At 55.4% G+C, this 19818-nt stretch carries 16 protein-coding genes; 6 read left to right on the top strand and 10 right to left on the bottom strand.

The window, feature by feature from the left end:
* Both BAC01S_RS21575 and BAC01S_RS21570 read right to left on the bottom strand, forming a co-directional pair.
* The gene (locus BAC01S_RS21575; protein ID WP_027796625.1) at positions 1-1110 is read right to left on the bottom strand and encodes a glycosyltransferase family 4 protein; all 1110 of its coding nucleotides are present in this window, start codon (positions 1108-1110) and stop codon (positions 1-3) included.
* Position 1111: 1 nt separating this feature from the next.
* Positions 1112-1861, bottom strand: coding sequence for a glycosyltransferase family 2 protein (locus BAC01S_RS21570; RefSeq protein WP_027796624.1), 750 nt, complete (start codon positions 1859-1861; stop codon positions 1112-1114).
* 687 nt (positions 1862-2548) lie between these two features.
* On the opposite strand from BAC01S_RS21570, the gene rfbG reads away from it, so the two are divergent.
* From rfbG to BAC01S_RS21540, 6 genes are read left to right on the top strand one after another with little or no spacing between them, the layout of a single operon-like run.
* Positions 2549-3646 carry a CDP-glucose 4,6-dehydratase gene (gene rfbG, locus BAC01S_RS21565; protein WP_084168756.1) on the top strand — a complete coding sequence of 366 codons (1098 nt, stop codon included), beginning with the start codon at positions 2549-2551 and terminating at the stop codon, positions 3644-3646.
* Positions 3643-4554: an NAD-dependent epimerase/dehydratase family protein gene (locus BAC01S_RS32165; protein ID WP_052408809.1), complete on the top strand. Its 912-nt coding sequence runs from the start codon at positions 3643-3645 to the stop codon at positions 4552-4554. Before rfbG ends, BAC01S_RS32165 begins: the two co-directional genes overlap by 4 nt.
* Positions 4555-4576: 22 nt before the next feature.
* A complete protein-coding gene (locus BAC01S_RS21555; protein WP_027796622.1) occupies positions 4577-5545 on the top strand; it encodes a glycosyltransferase family 2 protein in 969 nt (322 codons plus the stop codon).
* A gap of 16 nt (positions 5546-5561) precedes the next feature.
* Entirely contained in the window at positions 5562-6338 is a 777-nt protein-coding gene (gene rfbF, locus BAC01S_RS21550; protein ID WP_027796621.1) for a glucose-1-phosphate cytidylyltransferase, read from the top strand.
* Positions 6326-7381, top strand: a complete 1056-nt coding sequence (locus BAC01S_RS21545; protein WP_245616644.1) for a lysylphosphatidylglycerol synthase transmembrane domain-containing protein — start codon at positions 6326-6328, stop codon at positions 7379-7381. Before rfbF ends, BAC01S_RS21545 begins: the two co-directional genes overlap by 13 nt.
* A 26-nt stretch (positions 7382-7407) precedes the next feature.
* Complete coding sequence (locus tag BAC01S_RS21540) at positions 7408-8733, top strand: NAD(P)/FAD-dependent oxidoreductase (RefSeq protein WP_027796619.1); 1326 nt, start codon at positions 7408-7410, stop codon at positions 8731-8733.
* A 342-nt stretch (positions 8734-9075) separates the two neighbouring features.
* On the opposite strand, the gene BAC01S_RS21535 is transcribed toward BAC01S_RS21540, so the two are convergent.
* From BAC01S_RS21535 to BAC01S_RS21505, 8 genes are all read right to left on the bottom strand, one after another.
* The gene (locus BAC01S_RS21535; protein WP_027796618.1) at positions 9076-10962 is read right to left on the bottom strand and encodes a hypothetical protein; all 1887 of its coding nucleotides are present in this window, start codon (positions 10960-10962) and stop codon (positions 9076-9078) included.
* A gap of 238 nt (positions 10963-11200) precedes the next feature.
* Complete coding sequence (locus BAC01S_RS21530) at positions 11201-12052, bottom strand: glycosyltransferase family 2 protein (RefSeq protein WP_027796617.1); 852 nt, start codon at positions 12050-12052, stop codon at positions 11201-11203.
* Positions 12049-13698, bottom strand: a complete 1650-nt coding sequence (locus tag BAC01S_RS32160; protein ID WP_245616643.1) for a glycosyltransferase family 4 protein — start codon at positions 13696-13698, stop codon at positions 12049-12051. Before BAC01S_RS32160 ends, BAC01S_RS21530 begins: the two co-directional genes overlap by 4 nt.
* Positions 13695-15026: a class I SAM-dependent methyltransferase gene (locus BAC01S_RS21520; RefSeq protein ID WP_156954495.1), complete on the bottom strand. Its 1332-nt coding sequence runs from the start codon at positions 15024-15026 to the stop codon at positions 13695-13697. The genes BAC01S_RS32160 and BAC01S_RS21520 overlap by 4 nt, the downstream gene beginning before the upstream one ends.
* A gap of 54 nt (positions 15027-15080) precedes the next feature.
* Positions 15081-15782, bottom strand: a complete 702-nt coding sequence (locus BAC01S_RS34020; RefSeq protein ID WP_084168754.1) for a sulfotransferase domain-containing protein — start codon at positions 15780-15782, stop codon at positions 15081-15083.
* 82 nt (positions 15783-15864) lie between these two features.
* Entirely contained in the window at positions 15865-17304 is a 1440-nt protein-coding gene (locus tag BAC01S_RS21515; RefSeq protein ID WP_027796615.1) for an ABC transporter ATP-binding protein, read from the bottom strand.
* On the bottom strand, positions 17294-18118 hold the full coding sequence (locus BAC01S_RS21510; RefSeq protein WP_043203151.1) for an ABC transporter permease: 825 nt from the start codon (positions 18116-18118) through the stop codon (positions 17294-17296). The genes BAC01S_RS21515 and BAC01S_RS21510 overlap by 11 nt, the downstream gene beginning before the upstream one ends.
* Before the next feature lie 92 nt (positions 18119-18210).
* Positions 18211-19626 (bottom strand): mannose-1-phosphate guanylyltransferase/mannose-6-phosphate isomerase, encoded by a 1416-nt coding sequence (locus tag BAC01S_RS21505; RefSeq protein ID WP_027796613.1) that lies wholly within the window; start codon positions 19624-19626, stop codon positions 18211-18213.
* Positions 19627-19818: the final 192 nt, after the last annotated feature.

The following is a 19818-nucleotide window of genomic DNA, read 5'->3' as shown; positions in this document are numbered from 1 at the left end:
TCAGGGCTTTGAAGCAATGCGCCGATATAGGTCGACGTACGCGTCGGCCATTTTGTCCGCAGTAAAGAGCTTCGTGAATCGCTCTCGGGCGCCTGCGCCAAGCTCGGACGCCAACTGATCATCATTCCAGATGCGATCGATCGCATTGCGAAGAGCGGGAGCATCGCTGGGAGGCACCACCAGCCCAGTTTTGCCTGCGACATTCACGTAGCTTGTCCCGGTGCCGATCTCACACGAGATAAGCGGCTTCCCGTACATGGCTCCTTCCAGCAACGAAATACCGAAGGCTTCCGAACGCAGGTGTGACGGAAACACCAGTCCGCGACATAGTGTTAGAAGTGCCACTTTGTCTTCGTCCGGGAGGGCGCCCACGAAATGTACGCGGCGCAATCCGAGACTTTTCGCTTGCGCCTTCAGTTCGCCCTCAAGGGGACCACCACCGAGAATCACTACGTCATAGTCGGTGCCCTTAAGGGCATCAAGAAGAACGTGGAGCCCTTTGTAGTATCTGAGCATTCCCACAAAAAGCAGGAATCGCGGCCCGATTCTTGCGCGCCACTCGGCAACCTTTCTATCGGTGGGTTGTGGGTAGGCGTGTTCGTTCAGTCCGATCGGGATGATCTCAACTTTGCTCGCAAACCGACGGAGCACAGGGCTTGTCTGTGCATAGTTCGGTGACGTTGCGACGATCTTCGTTACGCTGCCAAAAAAGGCCAGCATCAATGGCCGATAAAACTGCAGAAGCGCCTTTTGCCTGATGATGTCCGAGTGATAGGTCACCACCGTAGGTTTGTTCAGACGCGTAAGAAAGTGCGCCATGTCCATGAATGGCCATGGAAAATGGTAGTGAATGACATCGGCCGTCTTCGCCAGTTCCTTCAGCCGTGCCAATGACGATAGCGAGAAATAGGCGGACGCGATCTTGAAGTCGAGTCGCGCGCGATAGTGCTTGTGGTCGCCAAGATCGACTGTCGACGTATTCTTGCTGAGAGTCAGCACGTCACTTGGTATTCCGTGGCTCGCGGCTCCGCTGCAGATCTCGCCGATCAGTTGTTCGACCCCGCCCATCGAATCGGGCTTGTATGTCTTATAAAAGTGAAGAACGCGCATGCTATCGAATCAGGGTTTTCCACCAAACGGCGTACGGTTGAGCAAGCCACCATTTTAGAGGGACGTGGCCGTGATGGCGTCGCACCGTTTCCATGGCTTCTTTGTAATGGAGGCGGCGGTGAATGCGCGTTTTGGTGGCGTCGTGGTTCCGGTTGATGGCTACATCGTCATCTACGAACCCGAGCGGGCCACCGTGCCGATATAGCCGCCACCACAGGTCGTAGTCCAAGGCCATTTTGAGCGTCGGATCAAGTCCCCCTACAGCCGTCCATGCGCTTCTGCGAATTAACGATGCCGGCTGGGTGATGACGCAGCGCGTCGCCATCCGCCGCTCGTTGAACGGCTCGACCCATGCGGGCGTGCGACGACCGCTGGTGTCGTCGAGATGCCACGCTTTGCCATAGGCGGCAGGCCAGGCGGAATGCCGCTCCATTGCGTTCACGAGCTTGTCGAGGCCACCAGGCAGAAGCAGATCATCGCTGTTCAGCCAGCAAACGTAGGGTGCGGAGCCGAGCGCAACGCCTTCATTGATTGCGGCCGCTTGCCCATCGTCCTTATGGCTACGCCAGCCCGCCAGCTTTGGGCTCCAATTCTCGATGATCGAGGGCGACTGGTCGGTGGAGCCGCCGTCCATGACAAAGATTTCCTTTGGAACCTTTTGGACTGCGATTGAACGCAGGGCTTCTTCGAGATATCGTCCCTGGTTGTATGACGGTACGACTACCGTAACGATTGGGTTGCGCTCATTCATACAGGTACGGCGTATCGTAATTGGGCGATTGGGGGGAAAGTGGGAGCGCGTTCCATGAGCGGGAATCTGGCCTCGTGGGCAAAAGCCGCACGCACAATTTGTGGCATATTGCGCACCGCGTGGCGGCTAGGGGGAGCGGTAGCTACCACTCGCTAACTGATTGATACGGAATCATGCAACCTCGCGGAGGTCGGCGAGTGAGTCGCTTGGAACCGTACGTCAGCCTTTTCCACTGTCGAAGCCGACAATTATCCCCAAAATTGGACTCTTTTGATGGGGTCATCAGGCTTCTTTGTGTCAGATTGTAACATCTGATGTTTGGGCCGGGCGGCTTGGCATGGCGGCTGGTCGGCGCGCTGGGAAGATGTGTGCGTGGATGATGCTCTCCGTCACAATCGTTACGCCGGTAATGCTCAAGACAGCGGAACAGTAACCGCAGGATTGTATCCGGTGCGGTGAGAATCCATGATCGGCAGCGCCTGGCATGACGTACCGGAACGGTATAATACGTTCTGTCTGAAAAAATTGACGCTACGGCAATTTCTCTGGCTGCAACCGGTTTTGTGGCCACTTTGGCGTTATTGGGCCCATGATCGCGAGATCACCGGGAAGTCGGTTGCGGCGAACGCAACCCGAGCTGTTGGCTCTTGCTGACGAAGCAATCAGATTGAAAGCTGGGGAGTTTTTTTGAACGAGACAGGCAAGCTGGATTTCGAATCGGTGTTGTCCGGTAAGCGAATTCTGGTTACGGGACATACGGGCTTTACGGGTAGTTGGGCTTGCCTTTGGCTCAAGATGCTCGGCGCCGAGGTCGCGGGATTCTCATTGTCGCCCGATACGACGCCATCGCTCTATGTTGAAGCTGGCGTTGACGATCACGTGGCCGGAATCGAGGGCGATATCTGCGATCTGAAGGCGGTTCGGGCCTGCTTCGAAGAAGTTCAGCCTGAGCTGGTTTTACACCTTGCCGCTCAGCCGCTGGTGCGGCGCTCATATCGCGAGCCGGTGTGGACATTCACTACCAACGCGGTAGGCACGGCGCATGTGCTGGAGGCTGCCCGGTCGACAAGAGGTTGCCGCTCAGTTGTTTGTGTCACGACCGATAAAGTGTACAAAAACAACGAGTGGGAGTGGCCATATCGCGAGAACGACGCGCTAGGGGGAAAAGATCCGTACAGCGCGTCAAAGGCCGCCGCGGAGATGGTGATCGACAGCTATCGCTATTCGTTTGGCTCCGATGCCAATCATCCTCTCGGTATCGCGACGGCGCGTGGCGGTAACATCATTGGCGGCGGCGACTGGTCCGAAGACAGGTTGATCCCGGACTTTGTCCGAGCTGTCATTGGCGGTGGCTCGCTGACGCTTCGCTATCCGGACGCGACGCGCCCTTGGCAGCATGTTCTCGCTTTGGTCCAAGGCTACCTGATGCTGCTCGCCGGCCTTGAGCGGGACCGCGTCGCTTTTTCGCGCGCATGGAATCTCGGTCCGCATGATCCGCGTCAATTCAGTGTCCGCGAAGTGCTGGAGATTCTGTCGAACGACTGGCAACGACCGGTGCTGGACTATCAGCAGAACCCCCTTCCAGAAGCGGTTGCATTGGCGCTCGACAGTTCTCTTTCCCGCAATGTATTGGGCTGGCAGCCGCCATGGGATACGGAGCGCGTGGTCAAGGAAACAGCCGACTGGTATCGGGCGTTTTACAACGGTGAAACCCCGGCGCGTGAATTGTGTTTAGGTCAGATCAAGGCCTGGCGCAATGAGCTAAGTGACAGGGCGGTCCGTTGAAGGCTCTGCTGACGGGGGGCGCCGGCTTCATTGGTCGCAATCTTGCGCGTCAGTTGATGGCGCTCGGCTATGAGGTGGTCGCGCTCGGTCGCCGCGCTTGTCCAGTCGCGGGAGTGAAAAGCGTCGAAGCCGTGCGGCTCGATCCGGGGAGCTTGCGCGACGTGATGGCTGCCCAGCGTTTCGACGTTGTATTCCACTTGGCGGCAGCCGGCGTGCACCCAGCGGATCGTAACCGCGATGAGTTGGTTCGAGTGAACACGATCCTTCCTGCCGAGGTGGTCGCGGCGGCGAGCGTATTCGGCGTTGCCAGCGTCGTTCTGATGGGAAGCAGTGCCGAGTACGCTGGTCAGACCACTGGATTGTTACGCGAAGATATGCCGTTGGAGAGCCGGAAACTTTATGGCGCAACGAAAGCGGCAGGCGGCTTGCTTGCCTTGGCAACGGCCGCTGAGTGCGGTTTGCCCGTTGCGGTGCTACGCGCCTTCAATGTCTTTGGACAGGGTGAGGGCGATCATCGCCTGCTACCGTCGCTCTTCGCCAAGCTGAGGCAGCGCGAACAGGTCAACTTGTCCGCTGGCACGCAGGTGCGTGATTTCGTATACGTCGACGACGCATGCGATGGGCTAATTGCGGCAGCTACCGCGCTGAGCGCGGGCGCAATGCCCAGTGGTGCCTACAATCTCTCGAGTGGTGTGGGTACCTCGGTCAAGGATTTCGCCTGCGCAGTGGCACGTTGCATGGGTGTTGACGCAACGCTGCTGCGCTTCGGCGCTTTGCCATTGCGCCCCGATGATCTGCCCATGGTGGTCGGCGATCCATCCGGCCTGGCAAATGCGATCGGGTGGCACGCGAATTATTCGCTCGATGAAGGTGTGGAAGCAGCACTGCGTCGCTTCGCGTCGAACTGATTTTTCAATGGACAAAACGTCGATGGACAATTCCGCTGCTTTTCCGCTGATTTCAATTTCGGTGCCAGTTTTAAATGAAGCGGACAATCTGGACGCGCTTTATGCGCGTCTCAGAAAGCTTGGAGATACGATGGCCGACCGGTGCCGGCTTGAGTTCATCTTCACGGACAACCATTCGTCTGACTCGACGTGGGAGAAGCTCGCCGCTTTGGCGCGAGCCGATTCACGCGTGCGGGCAATCCGGTTCTCGAAGAATGTTGGTTTTCAGCGCTCGATTCTTGCCAATTACATGCACGCACGGGGCGACGCGGTGATGCAGATCGACGCCGATCTGCAGGACCCGCCAGAACTCCTCGAACACTTTTTTCAGCTCTGGCGGGAGGGCTACCATGTCGTGTATGGTGTGCGCGAGCAACGTCCGGAAGGGCGATTGATCAATGCGTTCAGAAAGTTCGGTTACTGGGCGATCGACAAGCTTGGTGAGCATGCGATTCCGCGCGACGCCGGCGATTTCCGGCTGGTCGACCGAAAAGTGATTGATGCGCTGCAACGGTATCGCTCGTCGAATCCGTATCTGCGTGGACTAATTGCCGGCTTGGGTTTCAGGCAAATCGGCGTTTCATATGCGCGCGCCGCACGTGTTGCCGGTACAAGCAAATTCGGGGTCGGCCAATTGATCAAGTTGGGACTCTCGGGTGTGTTCAATCATTCCGTGCTGCCGCTGCGTTTAGCGACATATTGCGGCCTCTTTCTGCTCGGTTTGTCCGCGCTAGGGGCGCTCTACTACGTCATATTGCGGGCCTTTCAGCCCGACTTGCCGCGCGGACTTGCCAGCATCCACATCCTTGTACTATTCGGCATTGGGTTCCAGTCACTACTCCTTGGAATTCTTGGGGAATACCTACTTCGTATCTATCTGATATTGCGTGCCGAACCCGTAGCGATTGCCGAAGAAACGCTGAACTTCGGGCCGGCAGAGATCAAACTTTAGAAATTCTGGGGATTCGATGAAAGCAGTGATTCTTGCCGGCGGGCTCGGTACACGTATTGCCGAAGAGTCGGACAACAAGCCGAAACCTATGGTTGAGGTTGGCGGACGTCCACTGCTATGGCACATCATGAAGACGTATGCACACCACGGGATCAAGGATTTCGTGATTTGCCTTGGTTACAAGGGGTACGTAATCAAAGAATTTTTCTTCAACTACTACAGGCATACAGCGGATCTTTCGATAGACCTGCGTACGGGTGAGCACCAGGTTCTCAATTCGCAATCGGAAGACTGGAAAGTCACGCTCGTCGATACCGGTGCGGAGACGATGACCGGTGGACGACTTAAGCGAGTGGCTCCCTATCTCCAGGACGAAGCGTTCTGTCTGACGTACGGAGATGGCCTTTCCGACATCGATATCACTGCCGAACTCGCTTATCACCGCTCTCATGGCCGACTGGTGACCGTCGCGGCAGTACAGCCTCCGGGCCGCTTCGGCGTGCTAAATCTCGCGCGAGACGGCATCGTGTCGAGCTTTGAGGAAAAGCCGAGTGATGAAATCGGCTGGATCAACGGCGGTTTCTTTGTCGTAGAACCCCGCGCAATCGACTACGTGTTGGACGATGCTACGTCGTGGGAGCAAGATCCGCTCAAAAATCTGGCGAAGGATAATCAGCTCGCCGCATTTACGCATGCCGGATTCTGGCAACCCTGTGACACGTTGCGTGACAAGCGGCACCTCGAGCAAATGTGGGATCGCGGCAAGGCACCCTGGGCGGTATGGAACCGATGATGCGTGACGACGACGTGGGCACCGGGCGCTTGGCTGCAGATGGATCGCGATCAGCGCGATGGAAGACCTGGATCAGGCCGGTTATTGGCATCGTTATATCTCTCGCCTGCCTGGTGCTCGTGTTCCGGCGGGTAGATTTTGATGCGCTGAAGCTCGCGCTCGTCGAGTTTCGGTGGCATTTTCTTGCGATCGGATTGGTATCGCTCGCGATCGACTATTCGGCACGTATTGAGCGGTGGGCAGTAATGCTGCGCGCAGCTGGTGCGTCGGTTCGGACCGGTCGATGCATTGCTCCATTTCTGGGATCGATCACGCTGAATAACGTCTTGCCGTTGCGCGCGGGCGATCTTGTTCGTGCACTCGTGTTTCCATCGGCCATTGGGGTGAGCCGCGTTACCGCGACAGCAAGTTTGCTCTTCGAGCGGTTGATCGACCTGATGACATTGCTGTTGTCCCTGGGAATTGGTTTGCTGATTTCCCCGATGCCGCTCCCCGAATGGATCGGTAAAACAGTCCTGGGCATTGCCGTTGTGGGAGGCGCAGCGCTTGCCGTGATTATCGTGCTTGGACGACCTTTGATCACTCTGCTCGAATGGCTTGCTCGTCGCCTGGATGGAGTCGCCGCCGCTGCGAAGATCGTTCGCCTCATGGCGTCGCTGATCGAGCAACTCAGTACGATGGGTAACGCACGAACGCTGGCGCGCGTACTGTTATTGTCCGCGATCGTGTGGGCGGGCGAAGCAGGCCTGTTCTGGATGATGTTTCAGGGACTCGATTTGCCCGCTGGTTATGCGTCGGCTCTGATGGTCATGGCTATCGCAACTCTATCGACGTTGGTCCCGTCATCGCCGGGGTACGTCGGCCCATTCCATCTAGCTGCATTTGCAGCGGTGCGTGCACTTGGCGGCAGCGACGCGCAGGCCGCCAGTTTCGCTGTACTTTCGCACCTGTCGCTGTGGTTACCGACCACGATCGCAGGGGGTATTGCGATCCTGCTCAATCCGAAGCTGTTTGCCTCGCGCGTACGCAGCGAGTTGAACTAATTGCACATGAAGATTGCTCATATCTGATGAATCAAACATACGACGTAGTTATCGTAGGCGCCGGATTCACTGGCCTGACTGCAGGTCTCTCGCTAAGCCGTGCTGGCCGCAAGGTGTTGATCGTCGAAAGCGACTCCAATCCGGGAGGACTGGCTGGTACGTTCGAGTTTCGCGACGGTGTGACGATCGAGAAGTTCTATCACCACTGGTTCAACAACGATGAGTATGTGCCGAAGCTCGTGAAGGAACTGGGCCTTGAGAAGGAGATCGTGACGCTTCCTTCAAGGACAGGCATGTACTTCAACGGGAAGATGTGGCGGCTGTCTACCCCGCTCGATTTGCTGCGATTCTCTCCGTTGTCGATCGTCGACCGGATCCGGCTTGGATTGCTTGTCTTCAAGGTGCGGAAGATCAAGGACTGGCGTCAGATCGAGCACCTGACAATTCGCGAATGGCTTGAGCCGCTTTGCGGCAAGACCGTCTACCGGGTGGTCTGGCAGCCGCTGATCGACGCGAAATTCTCGGTGTTTGCCGATGCAGTCAACGCGGTCTGGTTTTGGAAGAAGCTGGTGTTGCGAGGCAGTACTCGGGACAAGAAAGGCGGTGAACAACTCGCCTATTTCCGTGGTGGATTTGGTCGGCTTGCTCAGGCAATGGCCGACGAGATCGTCAAGCTAGGTGGCGAGGTTCGATACAACGTGCGTGCGACGACCGTCGAAGCCGCTGACGGGAAGATCGAGTCACTGACGGTCGGAAAAGACGAGGTGAAGGGCCGGCAATATTTGTTTACGCCAGCGTTTCCGGCGATCGCTGACCTGTTGGAGGGAGCGACGGATTCGAAATGGATCGACTCGCTGCGACGCGTAAACTACCTCGGCAACATGTGTTTGGTGCTGGAGATGGATCGCAGTTTGTCTGATACATATTGGCTCAATGTGAACGATCCAGGTTTTCCGTTTGTAGGCGTGATCGAGCACACCAACTTCGATCCGCCGGCCAATTACGGAGGAAACCATATTGTCTTTCTGTCTCGTTATATTGCGACGGATGATCCTGTCTGGAAATATGGTGATGAACAATACCTCGGGTATGCGCTTGAGCATCTGAAACGGATGTTCCCCGAAATGCAACGATCGTGGATCAAAGAATTTCGTTTGTGGCGGGCCGATTACGCGCAACCGGTTACTGAGCGAAATTATTCGAAATACGTGCCGGGTCGCGAGACGCCTTTTAAAAACGCATTGATCTCCACGATGGCCCATATTTATCCCGAAGATCGTGGCACCAACTATGCGATTCGCGAGGGTATCGATGTGGCTGGCGTGGTGGATAGGGCGCTTAAGATTGACTGACACTATAGGCGGGCCGCGGAAGTAAGACGAGAATTCCAACACCGACTTTCCGGGGCGAGTGCGCAAATGAGTGCGCCTCGCGCGGCCTTTCATGAACACTATGTAACTGTCGCCAGCTCGCGGCATGTTGCCTTCGAACTGGGTGACCGGAGCTAAAAACTCTCACTGGGTGATGGGAATCCTGCGGCAAGCCACTGTGCAGCGGGCGCAGAGGATATGGCCGCGGCCTTCACGGCCACACTGCGAAGACCAGAACGCGTGCGATACGTAGCTGCGGAGCGCGTCGGCCAAAATGATTGTCGCCGCGCGCGCCTTGGCCTACTAACTTGCGGCCAACCACGGCTACCTCTGCGCCGGCACAATTCGAAACGGACCGCTGACCACGCCACCCTGATATTCAGCGTTGTCTTTTGCTGCGACGACGCAGTCTCCAGACTGAATCCGTTCACTTTTGCCACCGCGCGAGTTGTAGAAATTCAGATAATCGTCGTCGTGCCAGTCTGATTTCAGTGGCTGGTCAAACAGGTACATTGCGAGCGTTTCACGCGCCTTGATATGATCACCGTGCAGATCGAGATATATCGGCGTGCCGGGCTTGCAAGTCTCCAGAATCGTTTCGCGGAAGTCCGTCAAGTATTTCCCGACCGATCGGGGCGTGCCGTAATACCAGGTGAAATATCCGTATACGCCATGCAGGTTAATCGGCCACGCGACCGCCTCAACGGCGATCAGCGAGCAGAGGAGACACACGACTCCCGCTGCCAGATATTTGCCGACGAACTTCTTCAGCCTCGCGACAGAGAGAAGGACAAACACGGATACGAAGGGCGAAGCCCATTCCGCCAGCTTAAATTGGCTCCAGCTCTGCCCGATCCCGATTGGGAACGGGGAGTGCACGCCATACCTGAAAATCAATAGAGCCGCCGCGAGAAACGCCAGCATTACCGCTGTCGGCAACAGCGAATAGTCCGCGATACGCTTCCGGATCGCCCTTCGAGCCAGCGCCAACAGCGCGACTATCGCGAGCATGGAGGCCGTGCCGACAAAGTAGGCGCCGCTCTTTGGTATTCCCCGCATGGCCCACGTGAAGCCGTCCCATGCGCCTCCATGCACGCCGAGCGCATGGGCAATAAAGCCGCTCAAGGACCAGTTGACCGGCCCTCCAACAACTACATTTGCCTGCGTCCGGATCGCTGCTATGGCGCGCAGCGTCTCCGTGTTCAGGAGGATCAGAGCGGCTACGGCGAATGCCACTCCGAAGGACAGTATAGAGACCGCGCGATCGCGGTGCCGGGCGATCACGAACAGCGCACTCGCGAGAACAGCCAGTACTACGAAAGGTATGATTTCGGAATATGCGTAGGTCAAGGCCGCAAAGAGCAATGCACCCGGGACCGACGCGACAGCGATATCTCGCGCGCTACGTTGACGGATCGTGATCCAATGAAGCAGATAGCCGATGGTGAATGCGACGCTCGATCCAAACATGATCCCGAGCGTCTGAGGTGCGAAGCCGAAGACCGATCCGAATGTCAGTCCATTCAGGCCGAAGGCCGGCAGCGAAAGAAGCGCGAGCGTTGCGCGCCGCGACATGGTTTGCGTCAACCTCGAGAGTGGAAAGCCGGCCGCCAGACAGCATGCCGCAACCGCAGATACCATCACAGCCGGGTAGATGGAATACGGCCACTGAGTGCCCATGAACGACTGGACGAGTGCTATCAGATAGCTCGCGCCCATCCGCAAACCCGCGGCCTGATATAGACCGATCTGGCTACTCAGTGGCGTTAGGAGATCAGGTGTGATGTGGAGACTGAAGGGATGTGTTTGCAGCCAGATACTTTGCGCCAGATACGTGAAGGTGTCGTTGTATGCGAAATAGGCACCGTGAACAAAGAGACCTCCAAGGACCGGGGAACCGCACACCAGCCCGAAGCACACCACCGTCAACATATGCCGAAACGCTGCGAAACGGTCGCGCTCAGCGATGATCGCCAGAATCACCACCGCAGCGAGGACAAGATGGACTGGGGTTCCTCCGAGCGGAAGATGACGTCCAGTCATGCTCGCGAAAATGACGAGCACCGCGAGACCAAACGCTGGAGAGAGATAAAGCGTGGCGGCCGGACGAAGGCGTCCCGGGACCATCTGGCATACTGCTCTGCCCAAAACCGTGGAAATAGACAGCGTGACGGCCATCGCAGCGACGGCCACCCAGAAAGCGTTGGACATTGGGACAGTTCTTTGGGTGTTGGCGACGCCGGAACTATACCGCAGATCAATCCCGGTACTTAGTGGCATCTGATGCCGTAGATGTAACCCTGGGTCGCCTGGGTCCACGTGGTGAACGAAGATTCGCAGAGAGCCGGGCAGTACCCGATGAATACGGTCTGATCGTGGCCGTGCCGGTCAGGTAGAGGTAATCTGTGTGCCCGTCTGCCTTCGGTTTACGCCAGTAGAGGTAAGAGCCTCATTTTCGAATCCACGAATAAATTGATTTCGCCATTTCTCCGGAGACACGGTGATTCCATTTCAATGAGGCCGAGACCGAAGTCATGCCGACCCGGAGAGCAAATGCATTCGAGTTGCTTCTCGTATATCGCTGCTCGACCACCGCATGGGCGTAATTGAAAAGCCAGCGATCAGGGACCATGCCGAATAGCTTTCTGAACATATCGTTAATTTCGGCATGCACTTTCACTCTGGCACCGAGCGTTTTATTGTCCGCGTAGAGCCGTGATCCAGCGAGCTTCTTATCGAGTAATGCGAACCGAACCCCTGCTTTGCCAAGTCGCAACCAGTATTCATAGTCCATGCAATAGTGCAACGACTCGTCGAGCAATCCGTATTGATCGACGACGCGCCGCCGGAAAAAGAGTGCGGGCTGGCAGATGAAGCAAGTTTCCTTGAGTCGCTCGAGATTCCAAGGCTCCGTTGGATAGTCCTCGAAAGCGTTATCGTCAATATCAATGTGATCGGCAAGTCCGTAGACTACGTCAATTTCGGGATTTTCCTGAAAAAAAGCCACCACTCGAGCGATCGCGCCGGGATAGTAGACATCGTCGGAATTCAACCAGCCGATAATTTCGCCGTCGGTCGCTCGAATGCCTTGATTGACGGCATCCGTTTGTCCCTTGTCTTTCTTCGACACCCACCGGACCGCAGGTGCGAAGGCCTTGAGAACATCGACGGTATTGTCGGAGCTACCTCCGTCGAATACAACGTGCTCGATCTCGGCACCGTCCTGAAACGCAACACTCTGCAGCGTACGCTCAATAAATTGTCCCTGGTTGTAAGACGGGGTGACAATGCTAATCTTCATACGGGAGCCTCTTCCGGAAACAAATCTATGCGTGACGAATCGCCAGCCAGGATGCTACAGCGTTGCAGCATTGCCGAGAGCTCACGGCGGTCGTCGCCGAACCCGCAACTGGCAGGAACAAAGGTAGGGGAGAGGCGTAGTTCGAAATAATCGCCCGACTGATCTATTGGGACCGACAAGACTACCTGCGATCCACGCTTCACCTTCAGCGGCGTGCCGTTCGATTTACCTGCCCGGAAGGTTTGTATAGTCAGCGCGCTTTGCGGAGCCCATTCGGGTGAAGTGATCTGAATCTCTACGCTCTGTGCGTTGTGAAGCGGCGCAGTTTGAATCTTGAGGTTCTCGCCAACCCAACCATCGGCATGGACACCGCTTAGCAAATTGACCTTTTTGACATCGGCTAGAGCATATTTGAAAAGATCCCAATACTCGTTCGCCATGCGTTCCGAGTCAGAAAATTCATCGATTCGGGCTTGTCCGGCCTTGACCAAACGTGCTCGGAGGGCTTCGTCGCCAACCAGGGTAATCATGGCTTCAGCAATCTGGCTCGGCACACGCGGGTCAAACATGATGGCAGCATCTGCTGCGACCTCTGGCAACGAAGTGGTGTTGCTGCATGCCACTGGGACGTTGGCTGCCATCGCCTCGAGAACCGGCAAACCAAAGCCTTCGTACAGGGACGGAAAGACGACGCCGCCGCAGTTCGAGATCAGGGCCGCCAGTTCTTCGTTAGGCAGATATCCGGGAAAGATGATGCGGTCACCGAGATTCATGCCGTCTGCTGCATTTTTTAGCCATTCCTGACGCGGCCCCGGAGCGCCAGTGCAAACGAGTTTGATATTGCCGGGAAACCGAGCGTCGGCGCAAGCCATACCGAATGCTGCGAGCAGCATCTCGTGATTCTTGTGTTTCCAGAAATTCGCCGGATAGATCAAATAGGCTCGATGCACGAGCCCCAGCCTTTCCAGCACTTGGGTGTTTTGTCCATCCTGCGGGGCGATCCGACGCGCCATTCGCAGATGAATCGTTCGAATATGCGAGGGATCAAGTTGGCCGTGGAGGATCGCGGACTGACGTGAATAGTCCGAAATAGCCGCAAGCGCAGTTGCCCGTCGCGAAGCGTCGATGAAGGTCTGTGCACGATGTGCCACGTCCTCTGGGGCAAAAAACTCTGGATAAGTTTTGTATTGCAGATCGTAGATTGTGCAAACGGTCGGAATGCCCGGCTCGTAGTAGGTTGGCGCGGTAAACGGGCAGAAGAGCAAATCGACCTCGAGATCCCGTAGCAGTGTCCCGGCACTCCGGCGCTTCAGGGTCCGATTTAGCAGGTAGCCCACCCGACTCAGCAACCGGCGTTGCCTGCCGCCTATGTGAGGGCTGATACGGGCCGCGAGTCGCTTCAGCAGCGGCTGGACTGCTCTTGCCTGTGGGGCTCCCAAGACCAGCTTGCGTTGTACGTTGGATCGGTCGAGTGCCGAAAGTTCTTCGTGTGATTCGGCGCGAGTCAGCAAAATGAACTGCGTAGCAGGTGCCATGGCCGCCAGTTGGCGCAGCAGCGTCAGCACAAAAATTTTCGCCCCCCCGTTCTCGCCACCAGGGAGAACGGGGGTGAGGTCTACCGCAACCTTGGAAGGAGTCATATTCATGGTTGATTGATTTTATCTTCCAGCTTTTTTGCTTCGCGCCAACCTGCGAGCTTGGCTATTAGGCGGAATAGTCGGTGACCGAACAAAACTCGCAGCTCCTTTCGCACGAGGGAAACCTGCTCCTCGCTGGCGGCTCGTTCAGCGTTAATCTTTTCTAGTTTGTTATTCAGCATCGCGACCTGTTCTTTACGGTCGGATTCCGTATTCTGCAGCTCGTCAGTCAGATGCCTTACCTGTTCCCCGAGCGAAGCCTGGCTGGCCACCGACTCGTTCATCATTCCGGTGAGCCTCTCGATCCGTTCTCCTCGCACAACACGATCAGCTTCCGACTCCTTAATCATTTCGGTGAGTGCTTCGATTTGCTCCCACCGGGCGGCGCGGTCGGCCTCTGACTCCTTGGTTATTCTGGTGAGTGTTTCGATTTGTTCACCTCGCGCTATGCGGTCAGCCTCTGACGCTAATTCGCGTTCGCGCAGGTCAAGCAACGCCAGGGTAATACGTCCATTGGGCACCGAACACAGTGCCGCGTTGATATCTTCTTGTGAGTAAGTTTCGAACGGAACACGACTGACGGCAAAAAACATGTCGTATTGACTAAAGATTGCCGCCTCAAACTGTACGTACTCGGCTCCAATTTGCCGAAACAGGCGCGATGCCGAATCTTTTGTGAACAAGTAGAGATGTTCGTCTGATTTCAGTTGCTCCAGGAAGGCACCGTTCGCTTTAACCAACTCTGCGTACGTCATCTCGCGCCTGAATTGCGGAGTCTGGATGAGTAGCATGCCGTTGGGGCTCAGTAGCTTCAAGCAGTGAGCGAGTGTGGCGACCGGGTCTGGGAGATGCTCCATGACATCCATCAGTGCGATCACGTCAAGACTTCCGTGAGGAATGTCGAGATTCTCAATTGGCCCAACGAAGATAGGCACGTTAAACGTTTGCTTTCCAAAATCGACGACCCATGGGCTCATCTCGACGCCTGACGCGTCGTATCCCGCATGCCGCATCAAAGCGACGAAGCTACCGTGCGAGCAGCCAAGTTCCATTACCTTCGCGCCGGGGAGCCTGTATTTCAGGAGGGTCTTGAGCCAGTGAAGATTACGTTCAGTTAGATCGACACGAGCTCGCTTATGGATGTCGGGATATCCGAGATCGTCGCTTTGGTGAGATAGCCAATAAGCCTTGCCGTAGAAATCAGTTTCATCATCGTCAACACTCAACTCGTCAGCAGATTTTCCCGCGAGAGAGATCAGCGTGCCGCAATCGGAGCATTCAGCATATTCCGGGCTAAACGGGAGGAATTGGGTGCTTCCGCACCAGCAGGTAGTCATAGTTATCCCCTTGATTTGCACGCGTCATACAGTCGGGCAGGTATCATCGTTCGCTCACAGGCGGTAGCCGAGTAACGACATCGCGTTTCCAGCGATTGACCGAAAACAATCGATGTTGCGCTGCGAAAAATGATTTCTCCAATCTCCGGCAATGCCTCTCCGGACAAAAGTATTATGCTGAAAAGTCTTACTCAGCGATTCTGCGAATTTTTCCTTTGTGTTTGCCAGTACAACATTCTGTAAAAGACTGGCGGGCATGGAGATGCCGGTTATTGCTTTTATTGTGGCTCCAAGTGCGGTGCCAGCATCGGCAAGAAAGTCCTCGTAGCGCACGGTCGTGATTTGCATATTTTGCCATGCTTTAATATAGTCCGACCATGCGGTGGCAGTTTCCTCAACGTAATCGTCAAAATTTTTTGTGAATGTGGTCGTAATCCCATTCTTGACCATAAATTCTTTGTCAAAAAACCATTTCGAGACAATTACATCGCGTCCGTCGCGCACTAAATGAAGGAAATTCGCATCGAAATTAACCAGCTCCGAGTCCGGTAGCTCATGACTCTTGATGACGCATAGTGCCGGAAAATCAAACGGAGCCCCATTTTTGTACCATGGATGCTCGGATGCGTTGAATAGATTAAAACCGGGGCGCATATATATATCGCGCTTAGGTAATCCTAATGCGTCTCCAATCATGGAGCTGACCCAGGACCCTCCCGATTTCGGATATTCCGTTAATATAATTGGATTTTTCATGTTAAATTCAATCGCTTATAGTTCGGGTTGCGTCGCGAGTGTCTGGAAATTTCCCTGTTTCAGACATCATCTCCGTATAGTGCTAGTCTTGCGACTGGGCAGCATATGCGGTAATCGTCAAGTCTCCAGGTAAATTCGCAGCACCGTGATGTGTCAAGGTGGCAACACCGCCTATAATCGCCATTCCAACGGAAAATGAGCCTGCTTCTGGGATGTGGCAACGCCGGATAGTGTCCGCCGTCATCGCCTCGTGCGAAATATTATTTCGATTATTCCAGTTTTCCGCCGAAATTGATGCAAGTCCGACCTCGAAAATGTACTCGCCGAGCCCAACATCGAGCCGTATTTCATGTCGGCATATGATGCGTGACCCAGATGTCAGTTGTTGTGGGACGTCATTCGGGAATTGCCAGCTATTTTTCCCATGAATAATTACGCCACGTTCATTCTTGATCACAAGACCACACAACGGAACGCTAATGTCTTCTGCCAGTTCAAATTCGTAGTAGAAGATCGCCAAATCTCCCTGATGGAAACTATTACAGGGGTCTCCCGCCGCATTGCAAAGTGCTATGCCGATGCATCGGGCTGTGCCATCGCTGACGACCGTCTTGCATGATAAATCGACGTACGCAGATGGCGTCGGTAACTCCATCACGCGTTTAATGCTTTCTGACTGCTCAAACGGTTGTGGGCGCGAAATGCGCTCGTTGGCTGCGTGAGTCGTTGTCTGGTGCAGCAAATAGTAATGCTTCGCTGCCTCTGACGAAGAACCAATAAATTGCGTGACCCCGTGGTCGAGCAGCACGGCCCGCTCGCAGTACTGTTCAATATCGGGCATCGAATGGGAGACGAGCAAGATTGCTGTTCCAGCGTCGCGCAATTGTTCAAGCCGGGTGTAACATTTCTTTCGAAAGAACACGTCACCAACGGCCAGTGCTTCGTCAATGATGATGATTGACGCATCAATGTGAGCCTGTACCGCGAACGCGAGACGAACGAACATCCCGCTGGAATACGTCATGACAGGTTGATCGATGAATTCGCCAATGTCCGCGAACTCTACGATCTGATCATAGCGCGCCTCGATTTCCCTTTGGGTGAGGCCAAGGATTCGCCCGTTCAGAAAGACGTTTTCGCGACCGCTGAATTCAGGATTGAAGCCACTTCCAAGCTCCAGAAGCGCGGCGATTCGGCCGTGGACTTCAATTTCGCCCGCGGTGGGTGCAAGTGTTCCAGCAAGAATTTGCAGCAATGTACTCTTGCCACTGCCGTTGCGGCCAATGATTCCAAGGGTTTCACCACGTCGCACTTGAAAGGAGACGTTTTGCAGAGCCCAGAATTCACGGAAATAGTGAGGCGATGGCTTGGGCTTTGCAATGTGCATTGCAACCCCGGCACGGTTGACCGTATGGTGCAGCCGGGGCAGAACGAGTTGCTTCAGACGGTCTCTGGGCGTCTTGTAGATCTCGTAGCGCTTGCTGAGATTGCGGACATCAATGACCGTATCTTCAAACGACATCAGCAAAACCCCTTCGTGATTTTTGGAACCACCAGTAACCCATCTGAATGATGACTATGCCAAGTACAAGGCTCGCAGCCCAGCGATTCCATTCGAACGGTCTGCCAAAGAGCAGCAAGTTTCGCATTTGAATGACCGGCAGCGTGATGGGGTTCCAGGCGAGGAACGCCTTATATGCCTCTGGAAGCGAATCGATCGGGTAGAAAATCGGGGCGAGAAATAGGGAAATCGTGACTAGCATGCCGATAACCTGCGACAGGTCACGCAGGTACACGCCAAGCGATGCCAAAATCCAGGATATTCCCATGATCATCAGGATCAATGGAAGGAGCGCGAGCGGAATCAGCAATGCCTGCATATGCAGTGGCGTGCCGGACAGAAGGCAAAACGCGAGCAATGCGCCGAAGCTAACCAGAAAGTGCAGAAAGGCTGAGAGTAACGCCATCCACGGCAGTATCTCAAGCGGAAAAACCACTTTCTTTACGTAGTTAGCGTGACTGGTAATCAGGCTCGGAGAACGATTGAGGCATTCCGCAAAGAACGTATGGACAATGATTCCGGAAAACAACACGATTGCGAATGCAACCTTGCTCTCATCGCCGTGGCCTCCCCAACGTGCCTTAAAGGCCACGCTGAATACAAACGTGTAGATCGCCAGCATCAACAGTGGATTGAAAAGCGACCACACTACACCCAACATCGAGCCTTTATACCGACCGATGAAGTCGCGCTTGACGAGATCGCGGAGCAGTTCCCTGTTTTGCACCAAACCACGAAACATGGCCGCAGGCGTCGCGGAGTGTTGATTGCTCATTAGCTGACTCAAAGCCTGTTTAATCTGGAATGCTTGGTGCGCCTGCGTCGGGCCGGAGTAATGATTAGCTCATGACGGCGGCGCAGCAAGCATCACGTGCGCCCGTATTTGTCTTCGAAGCGGACGATATCGTCTTCGCCGAGGTACGGGCCGCTTTGGACTTCGATCATCACAAGACTGAGGATTCCAGGGTTCTCCAGACGATGCTTGTGTCCAGCCGGAATGTATGTTGATTCGTTGGTGTTGACGTAAAGTTCGGAGTCGCCATTGACCACTTTTGCCATGCCGCGCACAACGATCCAATGTTCGCTTCGATGATGGTGCATCTGCAAGCTAAGACTTGCTCCCGGCTTGACCTCAATACGTTTGATTTTGAAACCGTTGCCCTCTTCGAGAACGGTATACGTGCCCCAGGGTCTATGGACGGTGCGATGCAGTTTGTAGGCTTCGTGACCCGCGGCTTTCAACTGTGCGTAAATATGCTTGACGTCCTGAGCGTGCGACTTATGGGCGACCAGTACGGCATCCGGCGTATCGATAAGAATAAGATCGTCGACTCCGACAGCCCCCAACAGGCGATCGTCGCTCTGGAGAATGCAGTTATGGGTATTGTGTACGACCACGTCGCCCTGAATGCGATTACCCGCACTATCGGGCTCGTACAGGTTGCCCAATGCGGTCCAGGAGCCGATGTCGCTCCACCCGATGCTGCATGGGACGACAGCAATCTGGTCAGACTTCTCCATCACCGCGTAATCGATGGACAGATCCGGTACTTTGGCGAAGGAGTCAGCATCCAGCTCGATTTGAGCGAATCCCTTACCCGTGGCGGTCCTTGATTGCTTGGTACAAGCTGCGGTCGCAGCTAGAATTTCTGGGCAGTGCTGCTTCATCTGATCGAGCATGGCACCCACAGCGAAACAAAATATGCCTGAATTCCACAGGAAGCGGCCAGACTCGCAGTACTCCTGTGCTTTTTCCAGGGAAGGTTTTTCGACGAAACGAAGCACTTTGCTACCTTCCACCTCGAGGTAGCCATAACCCGTCTCGGGATTATCAGGCTTGATACCGAACGTCACCAGCTTGCCAGTACTCGCGAGTTCCTTTGCCTTCGACACAGCGGCCTCGAAAGCCTTCTGGTCCGAGATCAGGTGGTCTGCGGCCAACACCAGCATGAGCGTGTCGCGGCCATGCGTCGCTGCAACTTGCTGTGCGGCGACCGAGATTGCCGCCGCGGTGTTGCGCCCGCAAGGTTCAAGGACAAACGATAACGGAAGCTTTGCCGTGTCCACTTCGCGGAACTCATCTTGCGTAGCGAACAGCAGATCACGATTGGTGACCGTTAGAATTTCAGTTACACCTGGAAGTCCGACTGCCCGCAGGAAGGCTTTCTGCAGGAGACTCTGTCCGTCCTGAAGGCGAATGAACGGCTTCGGATGGAGTGCTCGGGAAACCGGCCACAGCCGGGAGCCAGCGCCGCCGCAAAGAATTGTCGTTACGAACTGCATAGACTTCCTCAACTCGTTCCTTGGTTTTCAGTGTTGCCAGGTTGGGCACGTTGCTATCGCTGTGCTTTCAACTGGCGCCTGGTAGCGTCGTCCGCTATGAGGCCAGGGCTTCCGGATTGGAGCGCCTGCGGCAAACGACGCCGACGTTTACATGAATTGCCGATTGGGGCCCGGTGACTTGAGGGCGAGGTC

The sequence above is a fragment of the Paraburkholderia acidipaludis NBRC 101816 genome (assembly GCF_000684975.1).
GTDB classification, from domain to species: Bacteria; Pseudomonadota; Gammaproteobacteria; order Burkholderiales; family Burkholderiaceae; genus Paraburkholderia; species Paraburkholderia acidipaludis.
Note: the sequence above shows the minus strand (reverse complement) of the source record. Positions and strands in the feature narration are given on the sequence as shown.